Genomic DNA, 23,900 nt, shown 5'->3' on the forward strand with positions numbered 1-23,900 from the left:
CACGTCCGATCGGCGCCCGCGCTTGCGCTAGCGTAGGACCATGGGTAGGAGCCGAGGGGGCCCGGTCACGGTGCGCGCGCCAGGGAAGATCAACGTGTTCTTCCGCGTGGGCGCGCTGCAGCACGACGGGTACCACGACGTGGCCTCGCTGTACCAGGCCGTGTCGCTCTTCGAAGAGGTCACCGCCGTCGCCGCCGCCGACTTCTCGATCCAGTTCGTCGGCCCCGTCGACGCCTCCGGGCTCCCGCGAGACGATTCGAATCTCGCGATCGCGGCGGCGAAGCTCTTGGCGCAGCGCACGGGATACGCGGGCGGCGTCGCGCTCACGGTGCTCAAGCGCGTGCCCATCGCCGGCGGCATGGGCGGCGGCTCCGCCGATGCGGCTGCCACGCTCGTCGCCTGCGACGAACTGTGGGGCACGGGCCTCGGCCGCGCAGGCCTCCTCCCGCTCGCCGCTGAACTGGGGGCGGACGTGCCGTTCGCGCTCGAAGGCGGTACCGCCGTCGGCACCGGACGAGGAGATGAACTCAGTCCGGCCCTCGCGAAGGGCGACTTCCACTGGGTGCTCGCGCTCTCCGACTCGGGGCTCAGCACGCCGGTCGTGTACCGGACGCTCGACGAGCACCGCGACCGTCACGCCAGCGCACTCGGCCCGCAACCCGATCTCGTGAAAGTGGAGACGGCGGTGCTGCAGGCGGTGCGCGTCGGCGATGCCGACTCCCTCGCGGACGCGATGCACAACGATCTGCAGGTCGCGGCGCTCAAGCTCGCCCCTGAGCTCACCGAGATCCTCGAACTGGGGGAGTCGCGGGGCGCCCTGGCGGGAATCGTGTCCGGATCCGGCCCGACCATCGCGTTCCTCGTCGGCACGCCGCAGGAGGCGGCCGAAGTGCGTGCGGTGCTCGGCCGGCGCGGCTTCCGGGCGCTCATCGTGTCGGGGCCCGTGCCCGGCGCGCGCGTCATCTGAGCGAGATCGCCGCGACGCTCGACATCCTGCTGATCCTCCGCGGGAATACGCGCGACCCGCTCGGCGCTGCACCGTGTGTGAATGAAACACTGCCAGCGGGCGAGACGATCCGCGTCGATATCTGGTCCGACATCGCCTGCCCCTGGTGCTATCTCGGCAAGCACCGCTTCGATGCCGCGGTGCGCGCGTTCCGCGAGCAGCACCCCGGCGTCGCAGTCGAGGTCGAGAGCCACAGCTTCGAACTCGCGCCCGACACCCCGTTGGACTTCTCCGGCAGCGAGATCGACTTCCTGGTGCGGCACAAGGGCATGCCTGCAGCGCAGGTCGAGCAGATGCTCGGGCAGATGACCGAGCTCGGCGCCACCGAGGATGTCGAGTTCCGGTTCCCAGACGTCAAGCACGCGAACACGCAGCGCGCCCACCGAGTACTGCACCTCGCACGGGATCGCGGCGTGCAGGCGGAGGTGCAGGAGCGTCTGTTCCGCGCGTACTTCGCGGAGGGCGAGAACATGTCCGACGCCGATGCGCTCGCGCGGCTCGGCGCCGAGGCGGGGCTCGACGCCGATGAGGTGCGGGCAGCGCTCGATGACGAGGCGTACGGCGAGGCGGTGCAGCGCGACATCGTGCGCGCGCGGCAGCTCGGCATCACCGGCGTTCCGTTCTTCCTGCTCGACGGGCAGTACGGGGTCTCGGGCGCGCAATCAGCAGAGGCGTTCGCGAACGTCTTCGACCAGGTGCTCGGGTTCCAGCGGGGCGACGCGCCGGCCGGCACGGTCTAGACTCGTCCACATTCAGAAGGAGCACAAGATGACTGAACAGCACCGCACCGAGACCACTGCAGGAGACGCACCGTCGGTCGGATCGGAGACGGGCCTCGAAGGCGCCGCATCGTTCGCCGACGCCGAGACGCGAGAGATCCTGAACCTGCTGGGCGACAGCGAGTCGGGCGGATCTTGCTGCGGCGGGTCGTGCTGCGCGGCCTAGAGCGATGAGGCGCGGGCTTCTCAGGCCTGCTACCCGGGCGTCTGCTCCGCATCGGGCGTCGAGGCCGGAAGGTCGTCGCAGTTCGGGGTCGCCGGCTTGCCTTCCCAGCGATCGAGCGTCCACTGCACGATCTGCGGAGTGAGCGGCGAGTCCGCCGCCACCAGGGTGTTGTGACTGAGGCCGGGGAACGTGCGGTAGTCGATGTCGACGCCGTCCGTGCAACGCGCCTCGACCCAGTCGCGCTGCATCTCCGGGCGGACGAGCGGATCCGCCCGACCCTGGGCGACGAGCACCGGGGCGGGGAACGGGCCGACAGGCGTCTGCGCCTTCAGGCGATCGCCGAACTCGCCGTTCAGCAGGCGGTCGGGGAAGATCTGGTTCGGGATCTGCGACCCCCTCAGGATCGCCGCGAGCACGTCGCTGCCGTTGAAGCACAGGGAGCGGATGTGCTCGACCGGGCCCTGTGATCCCGGCGTGAGCTGCGATCTCAGATCGAGGTCGGGGTACAGCCGCGCCCATGTCGTCGCGATGTACGCGGAGACGGTCTTGCCGGCGGCGTCGTTCTTGTCGACCTCGGCGAGCCCGAACAGGTCGGCTGCCGGCGCGAAGGCCGCGACCCCGCGCACGGTGAGCTCCGGCGCGTAGTCCTCGGCGATCTGCCCGGTCCAGAGCGCGCCCTGCCCGCCCTGCGAATGTCCCCAGACGACCGTCTCCGTCGTCGTCGTGACGGCGTCGAGCTGCTGCACGGCTCGCGAGGCGTCGAGCACATTCCGGGCCTCCGCGTCTCCGACGAGGTAGGGGTGCACGCCGCGGGTGCCGAGCCCGACGTAGTCGGACGTGACGGCGACCCAGCCGTGCTGCGCGACCATCTCGGCGAGAGCGGTACCCGCTCCGTCCGAGAACGGCGCGGCACTCATGGAGGGCGCGCACTGCGCTACGACGCCCGTCGTACCGTGAGCGATGCTGAGCAGGGGCAGCGGACGTTTCGTCGGCTCGACCGGGGCGAGCACGGTGCCGCTCGAGACGGCGGGCGTGCCGTCGGGGTGCGTGGTCGTATACAGGATCTTCCAGGCTCGCGCGCCCTCGGGCACCCCGGAGTCGAGCGGCTCGGAGCGCAGCAGTTGACCCGGGGCGCCCGGTACGTCCGCAGGCGGCGAGTAGAACGCGCCCGGCTGGGGCATCGGCGACCCTCCGAGCACGGTGCCGCTGCCCCAGGCGAGCAGCGCGGCGGCTGCGAGCGACGCGACGGCGCCCACGGTTCTGGCCCATCGACGCAGTCGCGAGGGCCGCGCACCGGTGCGGGATGCTGCATCGCGAACCGGCGCGCCGACCTCGAGCGCACCTCCGACTCGGGCGGATCGCAGCCGCACCACTGCATCCCAGATGGCGTGCAGGCCGACCGCGACCAGCCACAGTGCGAGTCCGAGCCTGAAGACTGTCAGCGTCAGCACCGGCCAGGAGAAGGCGACGACGCCGAGCACGATCGTCGCCGCACCCATGATCGCCGACGCGGCGCGGGCGTCGGCGTGCCACCCATCGCGGCCGGTGATCGCGTTCCACAGCGCGAGCGCGCCGTGCACGACGAGCGCGGCGCCGACGAGGAACGCGAGCCAGGGCGCACCCGCGTCGGGCCAGAGCGCCATCAGCGCGCCGAGCGCGACGAGCGCACCGCCGACCAGTCGCGTGAGCGAAGGGATCCGCGGCGCGCCCTTGGGTCCTCCGACCGCGGGCGAGGGGCGGAAGAACGACCCCGCCCCGACGCTGATGAGCCCGAGCCCCGTGATGATCGCGATGCCGTGCACGGTGACGGGAGCGAAGATCAGCGCCGCTCCCAGCGCGACGGCAGCAGCACCGAACAGCACTCGCGACGCGGTGCGTGAGAACCTGGATGTCACGGGCGGCCTTCCCTGGCTGGATCCGCGAGGAGCGGGTCTGACTCGATCCATCGCGCGACCGCGACATCGCCAGTGTAGTGAGACTCCTGCGGCACGACTACGCTGGGAAACATATGGCGCATTTACTGGGAGCCGAGGCCCTGCACCTCGAAGTACCGACCAAGACCGTGTTCGACTCGGTCACGCTCGGCGTGGCCGAGGGGGACCGCATCGGCATCGTCGGGCGCAATGGCGACGGCAAGTCGAGCCTGCTGATGATGCTGGCCGGTCGGCGCGAGCCCGACGGCGGCAAAGTGACGCTGCGCGGCGGGACGACGATCGGCGTGCTCGATCAAGCGGACGTGTTCGAGGCGGGCCAGACGGTGGGCCGCACGGTCGTCGGCGACCGCGAGGAGTACGAGTGGGCGAGCGACCCGCAAGCGCGCGAGGTGATCGCCGGCCTCATCTCGGACCTCGACTGGGAGGCTCCGCTCGACGCGCTCTCCGGCGGTCAGCGCCGACGGGTGGCGCTCGCGCGGCTGCTCGTGCAGCAGTACGACATCGTCTTCCTCGACGAGCCGACGAACCACCTCGACGTCGAGGGCATCGCCTGGCTCGCGAATCACCTGCAGCGCCGCTGGCCGAAGGGCCAGGGCGCACTGCTCGTCGTCACGCACGATCGGTGGTTCCTCGATGAGGTCTGCAATATGACCTGGGAGGTGCACGATCGCATCGTCGAACCGTTCGAGGGCGGGTACGCCGCGTACATCCTGCAGCGCGTCGAGCGGGACCGGCAGGCGGCGACCATCGAGCAGAAGCGGCAGAATCTCGCGCGCAAGGAGCTCGCCTGGCTGCGCCGCGGTGCGCCTGCTCGCACGTCGAAGCCCAAGTTCCGCATCGACGCGGCGAACGAGCTGATCGCAGACGTTCCCGAGATCCGGGATCGCGTGTCGCTGCAGTCGATGGCCGTCGCCCGTCTCGGGAAAGAGGTCGTCAACCTCGTCGAAGCGGGAGTCGCCTACGACGGCAGGGTGATCATCGAGGACGTCGACTGGTTGCTCGCCCCGGGTGAGCGCACGGGAATACTCGGCGTGAACGGAGCGGGCAAATCGACGCTGCTCGGCCTGATCTCCGGCACCGTCGAGCCGACGTCCGGGCGCGTCAAGCGCGGCAAGACCGTGCAGGTGGCGACCCTCACCCAGCGTCTCGACGAGCTCGAGGAGCATCTCCAGGATCCGGTGCGCAAGGTGATCGACGGCCTGCGCACGAGCTTCACCGTCGGCAGCGGATCGAAGGCCCAGGATCTCACGCCGGGTCAGCTGCTCGAGCGCATGGGCTTCACGAGCGCGCAGCTGTCGACGCCCGTGAAGGATCTCTCCGGTGGGCAGAAGCGCCGACTGCAGCTCCTGCTGATCCTGCTCAACCAGCCCAACGTGCTGATCCTCGACGAGCCGACGAACGACCTCGACACCGACATGCTGGCCGCCATGGAGGATCTGCTCGACTCCTGGCCGGGCACCCTCATCGTGGTGTCGCACGACCGGTACTTCCTGGAGCGCGTCACCGATCAGCAGTACGCCATTCTCGACCGGCACCTTCGGCACCTGCCGGGCGGTGTCGACCAGTACCTCGAACTGCGCAGTCGGGAGCAGTCGGGGTCGACGGCGTCGTCGTCCGGATCGGCATCGCAATCGACGGGGAGCACCGCGTCGCAGGCAGCCGGAGCCGCACGCAAGCCGGCGCTCGGGGGCGCGGAGCGGCGTGCCGCAGAGAAGGAGTTGTCGGCCGTCGAGCGCAAGATGGAGCGGTTGCAGCGCGATGCCGCGCAGGCGCGCACCGGCCTCGCGGCGATGGATCAGGGCGACTACACGAAGCTCAACGCCGAGATGACGAAGATCACCGCGATCGAAGACGAGGTCGCGGCCCTCGAGGAACGGTGGCTGGAGCTGTCGGGCGCGCTGGAGTAGGCGGCTCCTCGATGCACGTTCTCGATCCGCTCACCGCCGCTGACGAGCGCGCGCTCGCCGCAGTGCTCGATGAGCACTTCGACGTCGAGGCGGTGCACTGGCAGCGGCTCGGCGGCGAACTCGACATCAATTATCGAGCGACCCTTGCGGACGGAGGCGCCCGATTCGTGCGCCTCTCACCCACGCCTCTCGACGAGGCGACCTTCGCGTGGCAGAACGCCGTGCTCGAACAGCTCGAGGAGCGCCCCCTCCCGGTCGCGACCCCGGTCTTGCAGCGCGCTGCAGACGGGTCGGTCGCGAAGTCGTTCGTCGCAAGGGACGGCCGCGCGCTTCGTGCGCGGGTGACGAGCTGGGTCGCCGGCACCAGCGTCGCCGAACTCGGCGGCACCGACGCGGCATACCGCCGGAGTCTCGGAGCGCTCGCCGCCGAGGTTCCGCGCAGTCTTCACCCGCTCGCGGAACGACACGACGGCCAGAATCTGCACCACTGGATGGCTGACCGCGCGGGCGATTCGATCAGAAGCACCTGGGATGCGGTCGTCGACCCGGCACGACGGGCGCTGCTGGAGGAAGTCCTCCGCCGATTCGACGTCATCGAGCCGAAGCTCTCGACGCTCCCGCGAGCCGTCGTGCACCAGGACCTCCACGACTTCAATCTGCTCGCGGAGCGGCGTCAGGACGGCGCCGTCAGCATCATGGGCATCGTCGACTTCAACGATGCCGTCGCGACCGTGCGGATCGCCGAGCTCGCAGTTGCGGCGGCCTATGCGGCGCTGCGCCAAGGCGACGCGTTCGCGGCCTTCTCCGATGTCGTGTCGGGCTACGTCGCGCACTGCTCGCTCACGGCTGAGGAGATCGAGGTGCTGTACCCGCTCGCCGTCGCCCGACTCGCGGTGAACGCGAGCACGTGGACGCACCGGGGCCGTGAGGGCAACCGCGCCTACGCCGAGGCGCGCATGGCCGCCACCTGGCCGGCGCTCGAGCAGCTGCTCCGCGTCGCACCCGCGGAGGCCGCAGCGCGCTTCGCCGCAGAGCCGCTCCCGGAGCGCTGAGACGGGCGGCGCGGACTAGCGCGAGAGCGCGCCCGCGAGCGACTCCAGCAGCCGAGGGGCGTGCTCGTCGCCGAAGACGAGCGGAGGCCGAATCTTGAGCACGTTGGCCTGCGGCCCCGATGCGCTGATGAGCACGCGATCAGCGCGCATGCGATTGACCACGGCGGCTGCGAGAGTCGGATCCGCCACGCCCTCGTCGTCCACCACCTCGAGCGCGAAGAACAAGCCGGATCCGCGCACGGCGCCGATGCTGTCATTGGCCAGAGCGATCCCTCGCAGCTCTGAGAGCATGCGTGCGCCGAGCGCCGCCGCACGCGCGATCAGGTCTCGCTCGGTGATCTCGTCGAGCACGGCCTGGCCAGCGGCGACGCTCACGTGATTGCCGCCGAACGTGTTGAAGAACCGCATGTCGGCGCCGAAGCGGTCGAGGAGCTCGGGCCGGGAGAAGAGTGCGGCGATGGGCAGGCCGTTGCCCATGGGCTTGCCGGCGACGACGAGGTCGGGTGCGACCTCGTGCTGCGGAAAGCCCCACCAGGCGCCGGTGCGCCCGAACCCGGTCTGCACCTCGTCCGCGATGTAGAGGCCGCCCTGCGCGCGGATCTCCGTCGCCGCGCCGCGCAGCAATCCGGGCGCCGTTCCCTGCAGTCCGTCGCTCGAGAGAATCGAGTCGACGATGAGCCCGGCAGGCTCGTGGCCGCGCGATCGCAGCGCATCCGCCGCCTCGCGCACGCGCACGGCGAGCGCGGCCGCAGCCCGGTCGGGGGACTCCCGGGCGAGATCGGGCGCTGCGATGAGTTCGACATCGTCGGGTATCGGATTGTTCGGGCCGAGGCTCGGTGAGATGGCCGCCGCCGCCGCGGTCGTGCCGTGATAGGCGTGCGCCGTCGCGATGATGCCCCGGCGGCCCGTCACGTGCCGGGCGACGCGCAGCGCGAGGTCGACGGCCTCGCTGCCGGTGCAGACGAAGACGGCCTGCTCGAGACCGTGCCCCAGGAGCCCGGTGACGCGTTCGGCATAGGCGACGACCTCGTCGCCCAGATAGCGGGTGTGCGTGTTGAGTCTGCCGAGCTGGGCAGCCACGCGCTGCTGCACGATCGGGTTCGCGTGACCGACCACCGGCACATTGTTGTACGCGTCGAGGAACGCGTTGCCCTCGGCGTCGTAGAGCCACACGCCCTCGCCACGCACGAAGTGCACCGGCCGGTCGTAGAAGAGCCGGTAGGCGGCGCCCATCGCGCGGGTTCGCCGCGCGATGAGCTGCGCGTCCGCTGGCGAGAGATCGGCCGCGCGTCCCGGGTCGAAGCTGTTGGCCATGTGCATTTCGCGTGCGACGCTCATCGTGTCCCTCCTCGCCGGCCGTCCGGCAGCGGCCCCCGCCCCACTGTATCCCGCGCCCGTGAACGATCCAGTACTCCGCAGCGCACCACTCTGCCGCACAATGGAGTCATGCACGATCCGCGTTGGCTCCAGCTCATCGATCGCGTGCGCGCGGACACGCCGAGGCTGCTCGACGACTTCTTGACGGAGCTGAGCACGCACGAGGGGTACGTCGGCGACGCGGTCGCGGCAGAGGATATCGAGCGCACCGCGCGGAACGCGTTCGCGCTGTTCGCCTCGCGCCTCGCCGCTGAGGCCGGGGCGGAGGCGCCGTCGGAGTTCGCCGAGGCGCTCGGGCGACGCCGCGCGCGGCAGGGTGTGCGCGTCGAGCGCTTCATGGAAGCGGTGCGCATCAACTTCCGAGTGCTCTGGCGAGGGCTCGAACGGGCGGCCCAGCCCGACCTCACCGACGCGCTGCTGGCCCACGGCGAGCTCGTGCTCGACGTCGTCGAACGCTACGCGACGGAGGTGCAGCGCTCGTTCCTCGAGGAATCGGACTCGATGACGCAGCAGCGGCGAACGGCGAAGGAACGGGCGCGATCGAGACTGTTCTCCGGGCAGGCCGACGGCGACGAACTGGTGGCGATCGCGCACCTGCTGCGACTCTCATCGTCGGTCGAATACGAGATGCTCGCCACGACGCGCGACGGGGACCGGTTGGCGCGGGAGGTGCTCGAGAGCGGCGGCCAGTACGTCGACGACGGCGGCACGACCGTACTGCTGCGTCCACGACGCGGGCCCATCGACTGGGTCGACGCCGATCCTGCCCTCTGCGGCGGCTACCTCTCGCGCGTGGGCGGTCTCGACCGCGTCGGGCGAGCGGCGACCATCGCGATCGACCTCGCCGAGCGCGCTGACGACGGAGCGGTCTTCCGACTGCGCGACGGCTTCGCCTCGATCGCACGCGAGACGATGCTCGAGCGGGTCGACGGATTCATGCACGAACTGACCGGAGCCTTCGACTCGCTTCCCGATGCAGAGCGGGAGCGCCTCGCGGTGACGCTGCGCGCGTTCATCCGCACGGGTTCGATGCAGCGCACGGCTGAAGAGCTCTTCTTCCACCGCAACACCGTGCTCAAGCGGTTGCGCGTCTTCCAGGACCTCAGCGGCCTCGACGTCACCGTGCCGCGCGATGCCGCGATCGCGATGGTGATCCTCGACCTCTGAGGGGGTGAGACGGGTGTCCGAATGCACACGAAGCGACGACAAGCGGAGGCGATCCGACACGGATCGGCGGCGCTCCTGGACATAGCCTCGGAGCATGCGGAATGACCCGCGGCCGGTGACCTGCGCGCCGCCGGCGAGTACACCGGACCCGGAGGCCCCATGATCTCGACCACGCAGACCCAGCGCATCCTCGACGCCGTCGACGCCGCATTCGACGAGCAGGTGCGCGCGACCGCCGACCTGGTCTCCGCGCCCTCGTTGCGCGCGGACGAGGAAGCCGCGCAAGACCTCATCGAGGGGCGCATGGCCGCGCTCGGCCTCGACATCGACCGCTGGACGATCGGTTCGCCCGAACTCGAATCGCATCCCGGGTACGGGCCGTCCACCGTCGACTACTCGGGGATGACGAACGTGGTCGGAACCTACACGCCGGCGCGAGAGGCTGGCCGATCGCTGATTCTGAACGGTCACATCGACGTCGTGCCGGAGGGGCCGGAAGCGCAGTGGTCGCGCTCGCCGTGGGACGCCGAGGTGCGCGCCGGATGGATGTACGGTCGCGGCGCCGGTGACATGAAGGCCGGGCTCATCGCGAACCTGTTCGCGTTCGATGCGCTGCGCCGCGCCGGCCTGGCGCCGACCGCCCGTGTGCACCTGCAGTCCGTCGTCGAGGAGGAGTGCACCGGCAACGGTTCGCTCGCCGCACTGCTGCGCGGCTACGAAGCCGACGCCGTCATCATCTCGGAACCCGAGGAGGACGCGCTCGTCCGCGCGAACGTCGGCGTCCTGTGGTGCACCATTCGGGTGAGCGGCGAGCCGACCCATCCGCGTGAGATGGCGAACGGCTTCAACGCCATCGACGCGGCCTACGAGGTGATCGAGGCGCTTCGCGGGCTGGAGCAGGAATGGAATGCCGAGCAGTCACAGCACCGGTACTTCGAGGATCTCGATCACCCGATCAACTTCAACATCGGCGGCATCCGAGGCGGAGACTGGCCGTCGAGCGTTCCGGCGTGGTGCGAACTGAGGCTTCGCGTGGCGCTGTACCCCGGCATGGCCGCCGCGGATGCGCACGCCGCGGTCGAGCAGTGCGTGCGTGCGGCCGCGTCGGGCGCCGAGGATCGCCGCCCGTTCGACGTCGAGGTGACGCCCGACGGGTTCTACGCTGAGGGCTACGTGCTCGAACCGGGCAGCGACGCCGAGGCGGTGCTCGAGCGGACGCACCGGGCCGCGTTCGGGCGCGAACTCACCAGTTTCACCACGCCGGGCTACCTCGATGGTCGCGTGTTCGTGAACTACGGCAACACGCCGACGCTCGTGTACGGGCCGGTATCCGAGAACATCCACGGGTTCGACGAGCGCGTCAGCATCGAGTCGATTCGCCGTTGCACGCAGTCGATGGCGCTCTTCATCGCCGAATGGTGCGGGGTCGAAGAAATCGATTGAGCCGGGAGGGGCGCGTGTCGACGGTACTCGATAGCCTGGATGCAGAGCCCGCACGTGCACCGAGCGCGCGGGCGCGCAAGCTGCAGAGATCCGTGAAAGGAACCCCATGGCGTATCGAGTGCAAGGCGTTGTCGTCCGAGAGAAGAACGCCCCGGTCACCATCGAAACGGTGATCGTGCCGGACCCGGGCCCGGGTGAGGCCGTCGTCGACATTCTCACGAGCGGCGTCTGCCACACCGACCTGCACTACAAGCTGGGCGGCATCAACGACGAGTTCCCGTTCCTCCTCGGCCACGAGGCGACGGGTCGCGTCGCGGCTGTCGGCGAGGGCGTGACCGAGGTCGCAGTGGGGGATCGCGTGATCCTCAACTGGCGCGCGGTCTGCGGGCAGTGCCGCGCCTGCGCGAAAGGGCAGCCGCAGTACTGCTTCGACACGCACAACGCGAAGCAGAAGATGACGCTCGAGGACGGCACGGAGCTCTCACCAGCACTCGGCATCGGAGCGTTCATCGAGAAGACCCTCGTCGCCGCCGGCCAGTGCACGAAGATCGACGAGGAATCGGATGCCGCCGCAGTCGGACTGCTCGGCTGCGGCGTCATGGCGGGCATCGGTGCGGCGATCAACACCGGTGGCGTGCAGCGCGGCGAGTCGGTCGCGGTCATCGGCTGCGGCGGCGTGGGCACTGCGGCGATCGCCGGCGCGCAGCTGGCGGGAGCGACCACGATCATCGCCGTCGACATCGACGACGCGAAGCTCGAGCAGGCGAGGCGCTTCGGGGCGACGCACACCGTGAATTCGCGCTCCGAGGATCCGATCGAAGCGATTCGCGCGCTGACGGAGGGGTTCGGCGCCGACGTGGTGATCGATGCTGTGGGCCGTCCTGAGACGTACACGCAGGCGTTCTACGCTCGCGATCTCGCTGGCCGCGTCGTACTCGTCGGCGTACCGACGCCCGAGATGCAGCTGGAACTGCCGCTGCTCGACGTCTTCGGGCGGGGCGGATCGCTGAAGTCGTCGTGGTACGGCGACTGCCTGCCGAGCCGAGATTTCTCGATGCTCATCGATCAGTACAAGCTCGGGCGTCTCGATCTCGAAGGGTTCGTGACCGAGCGCATCGGCCTGGGCGACGTCGAGGCCGCATTCGACCGGATGCACGAGGGCACCGTGCTGCGCTCGGTGGTGGTGCTCTGATGGCCGCGCGTATCGAACGACTGGTCACGAGCGGCACGTTCTCGCTGGACGGCGGCACGTGGGACGTCGACAACAACGTCTGGATCGTCGGCGACGACTCCGAAGTGATCGTCATCGATCCCGCTCACAGCGCCGAAGCCGTGGCGGAGGCCGTCGGCGAGCGCCGCACCGTCGCGATCCTGCTCACCCACGGGCACGACGACCACATCCGTGCGGCACGCGAGACGGCCGATCGACTCCAGGCGCCGTTGCATCTGCATCCAGCCGACGCAATGCTGTGGGAGACCGTGTACGACTCGGCCCCCGATGCGGAGATCGCGGACGGCGATGTGTTTTCGGTGGCGGGCGTCGAGCTGACGGCGCTGCACACGCCCGGGCACTCGCCCGGCTCGACCTCGTTCACCGCGCCCCAGCTCGACGCGGTGTTCACCGGGGACACCTTGTTCCAGGGCGGACCCGGTGCGACCGGTCGCTCCTTCAGCGATTTCCCGTTGATCATCGAGTCGATCCGCGGAAAGCTGCTCACCCTTCCGGCTGAGACCGTGGTGCACACCGGACACGGAGACACGACGACGATCGGCGATGAGGCCCCGCACCTCGACGAGTGGATCGCGCGCGGGCACTAACAGCACTGCGAGCAGATCCGCGGACTCGCGATGCCGCGCGCGTGACGTCGTATGACGGCGGACGTCACGCGCGCGGCCGCGGTGTGATGAACTCTCGACATGAGCATCCCGCGTCTTCTCGACCACATCGTCATCGCCGGCCCCGATCTCGACGCACTCATCGAGTGGTTCGCTGACCGGACGGGGGTCACCGCCGAACGCGGAGGGGCGCACCCCACCGGCACCGCGAATGCCCTCGTTGCGCTCACGGTGGGAGAGCAACGAGGCCCGCAGTACATCGAACTCATCGGCCCTGATCCGGATCGCGAGACCGCTGCGCTCCCGACGACGTTCGCGATCGACACTCTCGACGAGCCTCGCGTGCAGGCCTACGCCGTGCACCCGCACGACATCGACGCGACGGTCGCCGCTGCCCGGGCGAGCGGGTTCGATCCCGGTGACGTCTGGGAGCTCTCCCGGCGCACCCCCGCGGGAGAGCTGCTCGAATGGCGCCTCACCGGAGCGGCGATGCACCGCCTCGACGTGCCATTCCTGATCGATTGGGGAACGACGGCGCAGCCTGGAACGGGAGAGCTGCCGACGATCGAACTCGTCTCCTTCGTCCGTGAGGAGCCGGACCCTCTGGCGGTCGACACTGCGCTCGCGGCGCTCGGCCTGGGCGACGGTGCCGCCGAGACCATCACTGGACCTCGCCCGGGGTATCGACTCGAGCTGCAGCGCGCCGATGGCGCGCTCGTGACCTGCTGACATGCCCGCCCCCCGCAGCGGTGGCGCGAACCATGCGCAAGAGGTGTACCTCGAGTACCAGCGACGTTCGAGAACCCCGCAGACGCCCCCGGGCGACGAGCCGTCGCGGTTCGCCGGAGCCGGAGCAGACGCTCACACGAAGCTGGGGCGATCCGTCGACGATCTGAGGCCTGCGCTCGAGACGCTCGCAACCCGCCTCTACGAAGCCCCCGAGATCGGCTTCGCAGAGCACGGCTCGGTGCGGGAGCTCGCCGCTGTGCTCATCCAGCACGGCGTCGAGCCCGAAGTGGGGGCGTACGGCCTCGAAACGGCCCTCCGGGCGCAAGTCGGCACCGGGAACGGGCCGCACTTCGCGATACTCGCCGAGTACGACGCGCTCCCCGGGATCGGTCACGCCTGCGGGCACAACCTGATCGCGGGCATCGCCGTCGGCGCGTTTCTCGGCGCCGCTCCGATCGTGCGTGAACTCGGCGCGACCCTCTCGCTCATCGGGACTCCGGCGGAGGAGAACGGCGGCGGCAAAGAGCACATTCTGCGAGCCGGCGGGTTCGATGAGATTCATGCCGCGGCGATGGTGCATCCGGCGGCGGGTGCGAAAGCCTCCCCGATCTGGGGTGAGCGCACCACGGGCGTGCGCCGTATCGCGGTGACGTACCGGGGCCGCGCTGCCCATGCCGCTGGGGAGCCATGGCTCGGAATCAACGCGCTCGACGCCGTCGTATCCGCATACCAGTCGGTGGCCCAGCTGCGGCAGCACATCCTCCCCATCGACCGCGTGCACGGCATCATCACCGACGGCGGTGCCGCGCCGAACGTCGTGCCGGAGCAGGCCTCAGCGCTCTTCTACGTGAGATCCGGCGAGATCGATACGTTGCGGGTGCTCACGGACCGCGTGGTCGATGCGCTGCGCGGGGCAGCGCTCGCCACCGGCACGACCGCGGAGATCGAAGTCGACCCCGTACCGCCGTATCTGCCGCTGGAGCCGAGCGTCGAGCTGATGCGCCGCTGGGCCGGAGCGCTCGGTGAGCGAGGACGAGAGACGCCGCCGTCACCCGTGGTCGCCGCGCAGGCCGGGCCGTCGACCGACATGGGAAACGTGACGCAGTTCATCCCCGCCATCCATCCGTCGATCGGGATCGGCGGTCCGGAGACGGTGCACCCCCACCACGCCGCGTTCGCCGACCAGACCGTGCAGCCATCCGCGTTCGCCGCGATGACCGATGCGGCCGCAGGACACGGTGCAGTGGCGATCGACTACCTCGCCGATGGGGCGCTGCGGGCCGCCGTCGATGCTGAGTTCGCGGCGCGCGGCGGGCGGTATCGCTGGGAGTCGTGACTCCGGGAGTCGTGGCGCTGCTGCCGCGCGCGCGGGGTGCCGTGACGCTGCTGCCGCGCGCGCGGCTGAGCGGCACCGAAAGCGCGGGGGTCTAGCGGCGCAGCTGCTCGGAGACTGCTGTCAGTACGGAATCGGGGGAACCGGTGGCGTCGTAGACCGCCACCAGGACGCGGCGCTCGCTGCTGTCGTGATCGGCCGTGAGCCAGCGCAGGTAGAGCGAAATGAGCTCGCGCAGATCCTCGGTCAGCGCGGCCGCGGCGTCCGTGGTGCGGCCGCGCAACCACGCGCGCAGTGCGGCGTTGTGGGCCGCAACGAGCGAGGCGCCGAGGGTCGACGCCACCCAGGCAGGCGCACCCGGCTGCTGCACCTCGCGGATGTAGCGGGTGAACACGCGTTCGTAGCGGTGGGTGATGACGAGCTCTCGGTCGCGGAGAGCGGGCGTGAGGCGCATGAGTTCGAACCGCAGCCGTGCGGCCTCTGGATCGCGGAGCAGGAGTCGCAGCACATCGGCTGTCGCAGAGACGAGAGCGTCCGCGGGGGTGAGGGTCGTGTCCTCGAGGGCGGCCTCGAGACGGGCGAGCGCGTGATCGTGGTCGGCGAAGATGACGTCGTCTTTGCTGCCGAAGCGTCGGAAGAACGTGCTCCGGCTCATCCCGACCGCTGCGGCGAGAGCTTCAGCCGTCGTCGCTTCGTAGCCGCGTTCCGCGAGGTGGCGGATCGCCGCGGTCGAGCTCTCCGGCGTCATTCCGGCTCCGTGCGGTGGCATGCCAAGAAACTAGCACACCGGTGACGCGGTGAAACCGAGTTCCACTCGTGAAGGCGTTACGAGCGCGGGGCGGTCGGGGTTTCGCTGTGAGGAATGGACTTGACTTGACACCGAGTGTCAGGCATGCTCGACGGCGAACGCGTCGGCGCGCGCCGTCGCAGGGAGGAACCCATGCCGAACTCGAAGCCGGTCGTCAGCCAGGGTACCGCGGAGCCCGAATATGCGCTCTGGGAACCACTCGATCCCGATGTCGCCGGAGTCTTCCGCGGCGTCTCGAGCGAGGATCTCGCATACCGGGATCGGGCTCGCGCGTTCGTGCAGGATGAGCTGCGGCCCGTCATCGCAGGCATCTGGGATCGGGCCGAGTATCCGCTCGATCTCGCGCTTCGCCTCGGCGAACTCGACCTCATGCGCGACGGCATCGACGTTCCGGGTTATCCGGAGCAGAGCCTGCTGGCCGCGAGCCTCACCATGATGGAGCTCGCGCGCGGAGATGGGTCGATCGCGACGATCGTCGGCGTGCAGGGCGGTCTCGCGCTGCGCTCGATCGCGTACTGCGGCTCCGAAGCGCAGCGCGATCGTTGGTTCGAACCGCTCGCGAGGGGCACCGAGCTCGGAGCGTTCGCACTCACCGAGCCGACGCACGGTTCGGACTCCGTCAGCTTGGAGACGAGCGCCGAAGCGGACGGAGACGAGTACGTCATCACGGGGCACAAGAAGTGGATCGGGTCGGGCAGCGTCGGTCAGGTGTCGGTGGTCTGGGCCCGAGGCGATGACGGTCAGGTGCAGGGCTTCCTGGTGCCGCAAGACGCGGAAGGATATCGGGCGACGACGATCGAGGGGAAAGTCTCGTTGCGCGCCATCTGGCAGGCGCACATCGAGCTCGACGGTGTGCGGGTGCCGGCGAGCGCGAGGATGCCGGGCGCGAACAGCTTCAAGGACACGGCCCGCGTGCTGCAGGCGACGCGCCTCGGCGTCGCCTGGTCCGCGCTCGGGCACGCCGTCGCCGTCTACGAGTCGGCCGTGCACTACGCGAAGCAGCGCGTGCAGTTCGGAAGGCCGCTCGCCGCCTCGCAGATCGTCCAGTCCCGGCTCACCGAGATGCTGAGCGGCGTGACCTCGTTGCAGTCCCTCCTCATGCAGCTCACGCGCGCGGAGGAGCGGGGTGAGCTGTCGGGGCCCGGCGCCTCGCTCGGCAAGTACACCGCCACGCGCACGGCGCGGGATCTGGCGCGGAACGCTCGCGACCTGCTCGGCGGCAACGGCATTCTGCTCGAGAATCGGGTCGCTCGCCACTTCGCCGACATCGAAGCCTTGCACACGTACGAGGGCACGGAGACGGTGCAGGCGCTCATCATCGGTCGCGACATCACGGGAATCTCCGCATTCGCCTGAGTTCAGTCCTCGAGCGGCGCTGCAACCCCGGCTGATCCCCGGGACCTCGGGGAACCGGTGGCCGGTGCGAGCGCTCCGGAGTCGAGTGCGAGCCAGAGGAGTGCGCGCTCGGTGGGGGCGTCGAGCCGCACGTCGAGATCGCGCTCGGCAGCGTGCAGGTGACTGCGCAGCGTCTGCCGGTGCACCGCGATCTGAGCGGCCGCGCGTTCGATGGCTCCGTTGGCCGCGAGGTACGCGTGCAGTGCGACGCGCGTGCGCTCGGCGAGGGCGGGATCGAGCATCTCCAGGCGCCGTCGCCATTCCGCGAACACCGGGACGGTTCTGGAGGCGTCGATCGAGGCGCTCCAGGCCTCCCGACGGCTCAGCTCGGCGTACGACACCGCGACGACGTCGCGCTCCCGGGTGCCGAGGTGCGCCCGTGCCGCTTCGGCTCGCAAGTCGAGCAGCCCGCTCGCGGGCGCGGTGCGGCTGATACCGGCTCGCCAGCTCGCGAGGTTGCCGGTCTCGTTCGCGAGGAACTGGGTGACGAGCGGCTGCACCTCCTGATGATCGGCCCCCGGGATCACGATGATGAACTCCGATCCGACGGCGCACAGCAGCGGAACCACGGTGAACTCCGCCTGATTCCACGCATTCGCGAGATGAGCCTTGAGGAGCAGGCCGGCAGCCGGCTCCTTCATGCTGGGGAGCCCCGGGTCGGGCGAGGGGCCGAGGTGCACGACCGTGCAGCGCGTGCTCGATCCGAGCAGCAGCTCGAACAACCGCGCATCGCCTTCGAGTCGCCCGGTGAGAGCCTCGGTGAGCACGCGTTCGCGGAACGAGGTCGCGGTGACGTCGCCTCGACTGCTCGTGCGCGAGTCATCGATGAAGAATGCGATCGAGCCGATCATGCCCTGCTCCAGCGGAGAGTATCGGCGCATTCGAGTGACGGCGATCGGTGCGCCTGCGGTACTCGCGATGTGCACGAAGCGTGCGCCGAGGGAGACGCTCGTCGAGCGCCGTCCGGATGCCGCGTGCCGGGAGAGCTCGCCGGAGATGGCCCGCATTTCGCCGTCCCCCAGTACCCGTCCTGCGGAGGCGGGGTCTCCGGCGGCGTCCCGCCAGACGACCGTCGCCTCGAGCTCGGCCGCAAGGGTCTCGAGTGCTTCAGTGCGCAGTCCGGGGCCCGGCGCGGCGGCAAGGCGCTGCTGCAGGTCGAGGAGACGCTGCACCTGGCTCATCTGAGCTTCCGCAATACGAGCGGAAACGTGCTCGGCGATGGCGATGTAGGGGGTGGTGAGCGGGACGCGCAGAAGCGGAAGCTGATGCTTCACGGCTGCGCTGCGCCATTCCTGCGGGATCTCCTCCACGGTGAGTCCCACTCCGAACCCGACGCCGGCGACGCCGTGCTCGCGGAGACGCCGAAACAACTCGTCCAGCGACTCCGGCGTGCGCTCGATGAGGCCGGTGGTCAGCAGCAGCACCCCTCGCGTCAGCCACGGGCTGGGATCGGTGACTTCCGCGACGTGCACCCAGGTGACCGACCGGCTCAACCAGTCGTGGCCGACGACGCAGGTGAGTGCCAACTCTTTCGCGCGGGTGAGATCGGCGAGTGTGGGGTAAGGAGCCGGTCGCGGTGCTGGCATGTGCTCCTCCTGACTCCATGCGCAAGCGCGTTCACTGTATGAGTGAGTGTATCTGCTGGTACTCACCCTCAGCGCGATTGCGGACGATGCAGTGGCCGACGATGCTGGAATCTCAGCGCATCACGACAACCAGGAGGGGTCATGCCAGCGACCGCGCGTCAGTTCGAGATCATCGGAGCGCCCTTCGACGGAGCGGCCACGCTCGGGTATCCCGGGTCCCGCTACGCACCGGATCGTATTCGTCAGCAACTCGGCTGGATCACGCAGCGCGTGGAGGCTGGATCGGTGTTCTCGCTCGAAACCGGCGAGCTGCACGATGCTCCGCTGATCATCGACGGCGGCGACGCCGACATCGTGGCCCACGACGTGCTGACGACGCTCGAGCGCACGAGTGCGCGAATCGCGCGGAGCGTGCGGTCCGGGAACGTGCCCATTCTGCTCGGGGGCGACGACTGCTTCCTGTATGCGGGCACCAAGGGGCTTCATGATGCCACCGATGGAACGGTCGGCGTGATCCACTTCGATGCGCACCTCGACGTGATGGACCGAAACGAGCAGCAGGGCACCCACAGCCAGTCCAGTGGGATGCGGCGATCGCTCGAACTCGATCGGGCGCGGACTGAGCACAGCATTCAGGTGGGGCTCCGGCACTTCAACTTCCCGTCTTCGCGGGCCTACCTGGAGAGCGCCGGCCTGGCGCGCATCACCGCGGCGGAATTCGATAGGAGCGGCACCGCAGCCGTTGTCGAACGAATTCTCGAACGCACCGCAGGCGCCGACCATGTGCATCTGAGCTTCGACATCGACGCGATCGATCCGGCGCACGCGCCGGGCGCGGGAGCCCTCGAGCCGGGCGGGATCACGTCACGGCAGGCGATCGACACGATCATGGCGCTTGCACCGCACTGCGATTCGTTCGCAGTGACCGAGGTCAACCCGATGACGGATCACCAGGACATGACCGCGACCCTCGCGGCCTATCTCTGCTATTACTTCGCCGTGTTCGGGCAACGACACAGCGACGACTGACCCGATCGAACGCGTCGATGGAGCGCGTTCGGTTTCGCATGATGAAGTGAGGGAGTGGGACGATGGCGGAACACCAAGAGCAGGTGAGCCCGGTGCTCGACACCGGGGCGGTGAACATCGTGCGCAAACGCGAGCTCGGCCGCGCGGTGCGCGGAACGTTCGTCGGCAATGTCATGGAGTGGTACGACGTCGGAGTCTTCGGCTACCTCGTCGTCACCCTCGGCCCCGTATTCCTCCCCGAGGCGAACCCTGCGACGCAGGTCATCTTCATGCTCGGCACCTTCGCGAGCACGTACCTGTTCCGACCGCTCGGCGGTCTCTTCTTCGGCTGGCTCGGGGACAAGATCGGACGCAAGCGCGTGCTGTTCATCACCCTGACCACCGTGGCGCTGGCGACGTTCCTCATCGGTCTGCTTCCCGGCTATGCCTCCATCGGCATCGCAGCGGCTGTGCTGCTGATCGTGCTGAAGATCGTGCAGGGGTTCTCCGCCGGCGGGGAGTTCACGAGCGCCGTGACCTTCATCAGTGAGTCGGCGCCCGACAAGAAGCGGGGGTTCTACGCCGCCTTCCTCGACGCGGGCAGCTATCTCGGCTTCGTGTTGGGCGCAGCGATCGTCACGGTGCTGCAGATCGCGTTCGGTCAGGAGGCGATGGTCGACGGGCTCTGGCGCGTCCCGTTCCTCATCGCTGGCCCGCTCGGCTTCGTCGCGATCTACCTCCGCATGCGCGTCGAAGAATCGCCGCACTTCACGGCGCTGCTCGCCGAGGCGGCGCCGCTCGCACGTCCGCGGGCGGATGGGCGCCCGACCCTGCGGGTGAATCCGGCGCGCGTATTCATCGCCAACTGGAAGCCGATGCTGGTGGTCGTGCTGCTCGTCGCGGCCGCGAACTCGGCCGGTTACGCGTTCACCTCGTACATGCCGACGTATCTCTCGACGGTTCTCGAGCACGATGCTGTTCAGGGCAATCTCTTCTCCCTTCCGCTCATGCTGCTCATGGCGATCTGCATGCCGTTCGTTGGAATGCTCTCCGATCGCGTGGGCCGCAAGCCTGTGCTGTTCGCAGCGTCCCTGTGGGTGATCGTTCTCAGCGTGCCGGCGTTCCACCTCATCGGCGGTGCGCAGCCGGTGGGCATCGTCTGCGGCCTCGCGCTGATCGGGCTGCCGGTCGCGCTCTACATGGGAACCCTCGCCTCGACTTATCCGGCGCTCTTCACCACGCGCTCGCGCAACACGAGCCTGGGAGTCTCGTACAACGTGTCGATCGCGCTCTTCGGAGGCACGGCCCCACTCGTGATCGACTCGTTGATCCGCGTGACCAACGACCCTCTCGCCGCGGCCTACTATCTCATCGGCATGTCCGTCGTCGGTTTCATCACCGTCTGCTTCCTGCGTGAGAGCGCCGGACAGCCGCTCGAAGGATCGGAGCCCAACGTCGAGACGGCGCTCGAGGCTCACCGCATCCATACGGCCCGAATCGCGCTGCTCGAGCGGCGCTGACGTTCAGCGGCGGCCGCGAGCTAGACGGAGGCCTCGATACCCGGGAGCAGCCTGCCGAGGATCACGGCGAGCTGCTCCCGCTCCGCGGTGTCGAGCGGGGCGAGTACGAGCTCGCGAATCTGCGCGACATGGGCGGGAGCGGAGGCGCGAAGCGCGGCGAGACCGTCGTCGGTGAGCCGCGCCGTGCGCGTGCGGCCGTCGCCGCCGCACGCGGAGCGCGCGACCCAGCCGCGCGCGACGAGCGCGTCGATGGCGTGACTCAGACGCGATCGGCTCAGCCCTGCGAGGCGGGCGATCTCGGACATCGGCGGTTGCTCGTCTCCCGGGCGGGCGAGCATGACGAGAATCGCGTAATGGGCGTGGTTGATCCCCGCGCCGTCGCGCAACGTTCGGTCGAGCGCTTGGGGGAGGAGCTGGGCGAACCTGATGGCGGGGAGCCAGGTGCGCATCTCGTCGTCGCCGAGGCGGCGGTCGGGAGCGGGTCGAGCATCGTCGCGCCCGGCTCCCCGGCCCGTCGCATCCTTCGCGGTCGCCACCGCGCTCGCCGCCGGTTCTTCCGGCTCCGGCTCCATCACGCTGCCGAGAGATCGATCGTATGCGCCGTGTGGTCGCGCTTGGATTCGAGGTACTTCCGGTTGAAGCCGGAGAGGTGCACCGACGTCGCCACACGATCGACGACCTCGATGCCGAGGGCGCCGAGCTGCTCGGCCTTATCGGGATTGTTGCTCAACAGCCGGATTCGCTCAGCGGCGACTGCGCTCAGCATCTGGGCAGCGGCCGTGTAGTCGCGCTCATCCTCCCCGCGGCCCAGCGCGACGTTCGCAGCGTAGGTGTCGAGGCCGGCGTCTTGCAGCGCGTACGCGTCGAGCTTCGCGTAGAGCCCGATCCCTCGCCCTTCCTGCCGCAGGTAGAGCAGGAAGCCGCCTTCGGCCGCGATGCGTTCGACGGCTTCGCGGAGCTGCGGGCCGCAGTCGCAGCGCTCCGAGCCGAAGACGTCACCGGTGAGGCACTCGCTGTGCAATCGCACGAGCGGTGCCGGCGGCGCGCTCGCCGCTCCGCTGACGGGCCCGGCGTCACCCGTCGGGAGGGCGCCCTGCCACTCTCCGAGGGCGAGGAGGAGGTGCTCCTTCCCGTCGACGAGCCCGTCGAAGGTGAACACGTCGGCTGCTGCGGTGTAGCCGTCGGGAAACCGGAGGGGGATGCGCACCTGGGTCCGCACCGTCGCAGCGGATGAGGCTCGATCACCCTCGCGAGTGCGTGAAATTTCAACCATGTGGGATGCAACGCGAATGCCCGGGTCCTATTCCCGGGCATTCGCAGGCGCGCGGCGCAGGAGCCGCGCCGGCGATCTACTCGTCGTCGAGCGGGTGCGGCACCGTCGGAATGGCGCCCGTGAGCGGGCGGCCATCGCGAATCAAGCGGCGCTTCCGCAGCTGCCACAGCACTGCGAGGATCGCGAACCACGCGGGCGCCGCCAGGATCGAGGGCCGGGTGTCGTCGCCGTACAGGAGCGTGCCCGCGATGAAGACGAAGAACGCGAGCACGAGCCACGGCGCGATGCGCGAGAACGGCATCTTGAACCCGGAGGAGGCGTGCCGCTCCGGGTACCGCTTCCGGTACACGATGTAGCTCACGACGATGGAGCCCCATGTGAACAGAATCAGGGTTGCGCACATCGATGAGACGAAGGTGAAGGCCGCGATGACGCCGTCGCCCGCGAACAGCAGCGGGATCGCCGCGAAGAGGAAGACGCAGGTGAAGAAGACCGAGCGCTTCGGCACCCCTCGACTGTCGGTCATCGCGAATTTGGACGGTGCGTGCCCGTCCTTCGCGAGGCCGAACAGCATTCGCGTGCCGGAGTAGAGCCCTGAGTTGGCACTCGAGGCGGCCGAGGTGAGCACGACCAGCTGGATCACCACCGCTGCGAGGCCGAATCCGGCGGTGGCGAGGGTCGCGACGAAGGGGCTCTTGTCAGGCGCGATCTCGTCCCACGGCGTGACCGCCATGATCACGGCAAGCGCACCGATGTAGAAGATCAGAATGCGAATGACTATCGAGTTGATCGCCTTGGGGAGCGTCTTCCGCGGATTCTGGGTCTCCGCAGCGGCTGTGCCCACCAGCTCGACGCCGATGAACGAGAAGATGCCCATCTGGAACCCGAGCACGAAGCCGCTGATGCCCATGGGGAACATTCCGCCGTGCGTCCAGAGATTCGTGATCGAAGCCGTCGTGCCGTCGGGGGACTGGAACTGCGTCGCCATGAGAATGACGCCGACGACGATGAGCCCGAGAATCGCGACGATCTTGATGATCGCGAACCAGAACTCGGTCTCCCCGAAGAACTTCACCGGTTGCAGATTCAGCAGCGTCAGCACCGCGGCGGTGATCAACGCCGGCACCCACGCGGGGACGTTCGGATTGAACCACTGCACGTACGCCGTGATCGCGACGATGTCGGCGACGCACGCGATCACCCAGGAGAACCAGTAGTTCCAGGAGACGAAGAACCCGGCCCACGGGCCGAGCATGTCCTTCGCGATGTCGCCGAAGGTCTTGTAGTGCAGGTTCGAGAGCAGCAGCTCGCCGAGAGCGCGCATGATGAAGAAGACGAAGAACCCGATCACCAGGTAGACGAAGATGATCGCGGGGCCCGAGACGCTGATGAGTTTGCCCGAACCGAGGAAGAGCCCGGTGCCGATCGAGCCGCCGATGGCGATGAGCTGCAGGTGACGGTTCTTCAGGCCGCGCTGCATGCCGCCGTCGGGCGCTTCAGGGGGGACCTCGTCTGGATGCTGCGAAGATGCGGTTTCGGTGCTGGTCATGACACTCCTGTGTGCAGTCCGCATTGAGATCC

The 23,900-nt window shown here is 69.1% G+C and carries 21 protein-coding genes; 14 read left to right on the plus strand and 7 right to left on the minus strand.

All coding sequences use genetic code 11. The features are described from left to right. The first annotated feature begins 40 nt into the window (after nucleotides 1-40). From JE033_RS11200 to JE033_RS11210, 3 genes are all read left to right on the plus strand, one after another. On the plus strand, nucleotides 41-967 hold the full coding sequence (locus tag JE033_RS11200; protein ID WP_200331642.1) for a 4-(cytidine 5'-diphospho)-2-C-methyl-D-erythritol kinase: 927 nt from the start codon (nucleotides 41-43) through the stop codon (nucleotides 965-967). A gap of 77 nt (nucleotides 968-1,044) precedes the next feature. Further along, complete coding sequence (locus JE033_RS11205; protein WP_090150346.1) at nucleotides 1,045-1,746, plus strand: DsbA family oxidoreductase; 702 nt, start codon at nucleotides 1,045-1,047, stop codon at nucleotides 1,744-1,746. Nucleotides 1,747-1,774: 28 nt separating this feature from the next. After that, nucleotides 1,775-1,951 (plus strand): hypothetical protein, encoded by a 177-nt coding sequence (locus JE033_RS11210; protein WP_200331644.1) that lies wholly within the window; start codon nucleotides 1,775-1,777, stop codon nucleotides 1,949-1,951. A gap of 29 nt (nucleotides 1,952-1,980) precedes the next feature. Here JE033_RS11210 and JE033_RS11215 read toward each other — a convergent pair whose 3' ends face one another. Beyond that, nucleotides 1,981-3,846 (minus strand): lipase family protein, encoded by a 1,866-nt coding sequence (locus JE033_RS11215; RefSeq protein WP_370567950.1) that lies wholly within the window; start codon nucleotides 3,844-3,846, stop codon nucleotides 1,981-1,983. A gap of 113 nt (nucleotides 3,847-3,959) precedes the next feature. Here JE033_RS11215 and JE033_RS11220 point away from each other — a divergent pair, with 113 nt between their 5' ends. Both JE033_RS11220 and JE033_RS11225 read left to right on the plus strand, forming a co-directional pair. Next, nucleotides 3,960-5,792, plus strand: coding sequence for an ABC-F family ATP-binding cassette domain-containing protein (locus tag JE033_RS11220; RefSeq protein ID WP_200331648.1), 1,833 nt, complete (start codon nucleotides 3,960-3,962; stop codon nucleotides 5,790-5,792). Between the two features lie 11 nt (nucleotides 5,793-5,803). After that, a complete protein-coding gene (locus JE033_RS11225) occupies nucleotides 5,804-6,844 on the plus strand; it encodes a phosphotransferase (protein ID WP_200331650.1) in 1,041 nt (346 codons plus the stop codon). 15 nt (nucleotides 6,845-6,859) lie between these two features. Here JE033_RS11225 and JE033_RS11230 read toward each other — a convergent pair whose 3' ends face one another. Continuing rightward, on the minus strand, nucleotides 6,860-8,182 hold the full coding sequence (locus tag JE033_RS11230) for an aspartate aminotransferase family protein (protein WP_200331652.1): 1,323 nt from the start codon (nucleotides 8,180-8,182) through the stop codon (nucleotides 6,860-6,862). Nucleotides 8,183-8,290: 108 nt separating this feature from the next. Here JE033_RS11230 and JE033_RS11235 point away from each other — a divergent pair, with 108 nt between their 5' ends. The 6 genes from JE033_RS11235 (at nucleotide 8,291) to JE033_RS11260 (ending at nucleotide 14,732) form a co-directional block, all read left to right on the plus strand. Continuing rightward, nucleotides 8,291-9,388: a helix-turn-helix domain-containing protein gene (locus JE033_RS11235; RefSeq protein WP_090150297.1), complete on the plus strand. Its 1,098-nt coding sequence runs from the start codon at nucleotides 8,291-8,293 to the stop codon at nucleotides 9,386-9,388. A gap of 159 nt (nucleotides 9,389-9,547) precedes the next feature. Continuing rightward, on the plus strand, nucleotides 9,548-10,831 hold the full coding sequence (locus tag JE033_RS11240; RefSeq protein ID WP_200331654.1) for an ArgE/DapE family deacylase: 1,284 nt from the start codon (nucleotides 9,548-9,550) through the stop codon (nucleotides 10,829-10,831). A 106-nt stretch (nucleotides 10,832-10,937) separates the two neighbouring features. Beyond that, nucleotides 10,938-12,023, plus strand: a complete 1,086-nt coding sequence (locus JE033_RS11245) for an S-(hydroxymethyl)mycothiol dehydrogenase (RefSeq protein WP_200331656.1) — start codon at nucleotides 10,938-10,940, stop codon at nucleotides 12,021-12,023. Further along, nucleotides 12,023-12,649 (plus strand): MBL fold metallo-hydrolase, encoded by a 627-nt coding sequence (locus JE033_RS11250; RefSeq protein ID WP_200331658.1) that lies wholly within the window; start codon nucleotides 12,023-12,025, stop codon nucleotides 12,647-12,649. Before JE033_RS11245 ends, JE033_RS11250 begins: the two co-directional genes overlap by 1 nt. A gap of 99 nt (nucleotides 12,650-12,748) precedes the next feature. Beyond that, nucleotides 12,749-13,396, plus strand: coding sequence for a VOC family protein (locus JE033_RS11255; protein ID WP_090150282.1), 648 nt, complete (start codon nucleotides 12,749-12,751; stop codon nucleotides 13,394-13,396). 1 nt (nucleotide 13,397) lies between these two features. After that, nucleotides 13,398-14,732: an amidohydrolase gene (locus JE033_RS11260; RefSeq protein ID WP_200331660.1), complete on the plus strand. Its 1,335-nt coding sequence runs from the start codon at nucleotides 13,398-13,400 to the stop codon at nucleotides 14,730-14,732. Between the two features lie 91 nt (nucleotides 14,733-14,823). On the opposite strand, the gene JE033_RS11265 is transcribed toward JE033_RS11260, so the two are convergent. Then, the gene (locus tag JE033_RS11265) at nucleotides 14,824-15,498 is read right to left on the minus strand and encodes a TetR/AcrR family transcriptional regulator (RefSeq protein WP_200331662.1); all 675 of its coding nucleotides are present in this window, start codon (nucleotides 15,496-15,498) and stop codon (nucleotides 14,824-14,826) included. A 171-nt stretch (nucleotides 15,499-15,669) separates the two neighbouring features. On the opposite strand from JE033_RS11265, the gene JE033_RS11270 reads away from it, so the two are divergent. Then, a complete protein-coding gene (locus JE033_RS11270; protein WP_200331664.1) occupies nucleotides 15,670-16,893 on the plus strand; it encodes an acyl-CoA dehydrogenase family protein in 1,224 nt (407 codons plus the stop codon). 2 nt (nucleotides 16,894-16,895) lie between these two features. Here JE033_RS11270 and JE033_RS11275 read toward each other — a convergent pair whose 3' ends face one another. Further along, nucleotides 16,896-18,518 (minus strand): PucR family transcriptional regulator, encoded by a 1,623-nt coding sequence (locus tag JE033_RS11275; RefSeq protein ID WP_200331666.1) that lies wholly within the window; start codon nucleotides 18,516-18,518, stop codon nucleotides 16,896-16,898. 141 nt (nucleotides 18,519-18,659) lie between these two features. Between JE033_RS11275 and JE033_RS11280 the strand changes: the two genes are divergently transcribed. Both JE033_RS11280 and JE033_RS11285 read left to right on the plus strand, forming a co-directional pair. Next, nucleotides 18,660-19,547, plus strand: a complete 888-nt coding sequence (locus tag JE033_RS11280; RefSeq protein ID WP_090150270.1) for an arginase family protein — start codon at nucleotides 18,660-18,662, stop codon at nucleotides 19,545-19,547. A gap of 62 nt (nucleotides 19,548-19,609) precedes the next feature. Further along, entirely contained in the window at nucleotides 19,610-21,046 is a 1,437-nt protein-coding gene (locus JE033_RS11285) for an MFS transporter (protein ID WP_200331668.1), read from the plus strand. A gap of 20 nt (nucleotides 21,047-21,066) precedes the next feature. Here the strand turns inward: JE033_RS11285 and JE033_RS11290 are convergent, their stop codons facing one another. The 3 genes from JE033_RS11290 to JE033_RS11300 all read right to left on the minus strand — a co-directional run bounded on the left by JE033_RS11290 (nucleotide 21,067) and on the right by JE033_RS11300 (nucleotide 23,868). Next, nucleotides 21,067-21,618, minus strand: a complete 552-nt coding sequence (locus JE033_RS11290) for a MarR family winged helix-turn-helix transcriptional regulator (protein ID WP_234037495.1) — start codon at nucleotides 21,616-21,618, stop codon at nucleotides 21,067-21,069. Then, entirely contained in the window at nucleotides 21,618-22,265 is a 648-nt protein-coding gene (gene ribA, locus JE033_RS11295; protein WP_346057308.1) for a GTP cyclohydrolase II, read from the minus strand. Before ribA ends, JE033_RS11290 begins: the two co-directional genes overlap by 1 nt. A gap of 130 nt (nucleotides 22,266-22,395) precedes the next feature. Beyond that, nucleotides 22,396-23,868 carry an amino acid permease gene (locus tag JE033_RS11300; protein WP_200331670.1) on the minus strand — a complete coding sequence of 491 codons (1,473 nt, stop codon included), beginning with the start codon at nucleotides 23,866-23,868 and terminating at the stop codon, nucleotides 22,396-22,398. Between the last annotated feature and the right edge of the window lie 32 nt (nucleotides 23,869-23,900).

The sequence above is a fragment of the Leucobacter sp. L43 genome (assembly GCF_016597785.1).
Lineage (GTDB): Bacteria > Actinomycetota > Actinomycetes > Actinomycetales > Microbacteriaceae > Leucobacter > Leucobacter alluvii.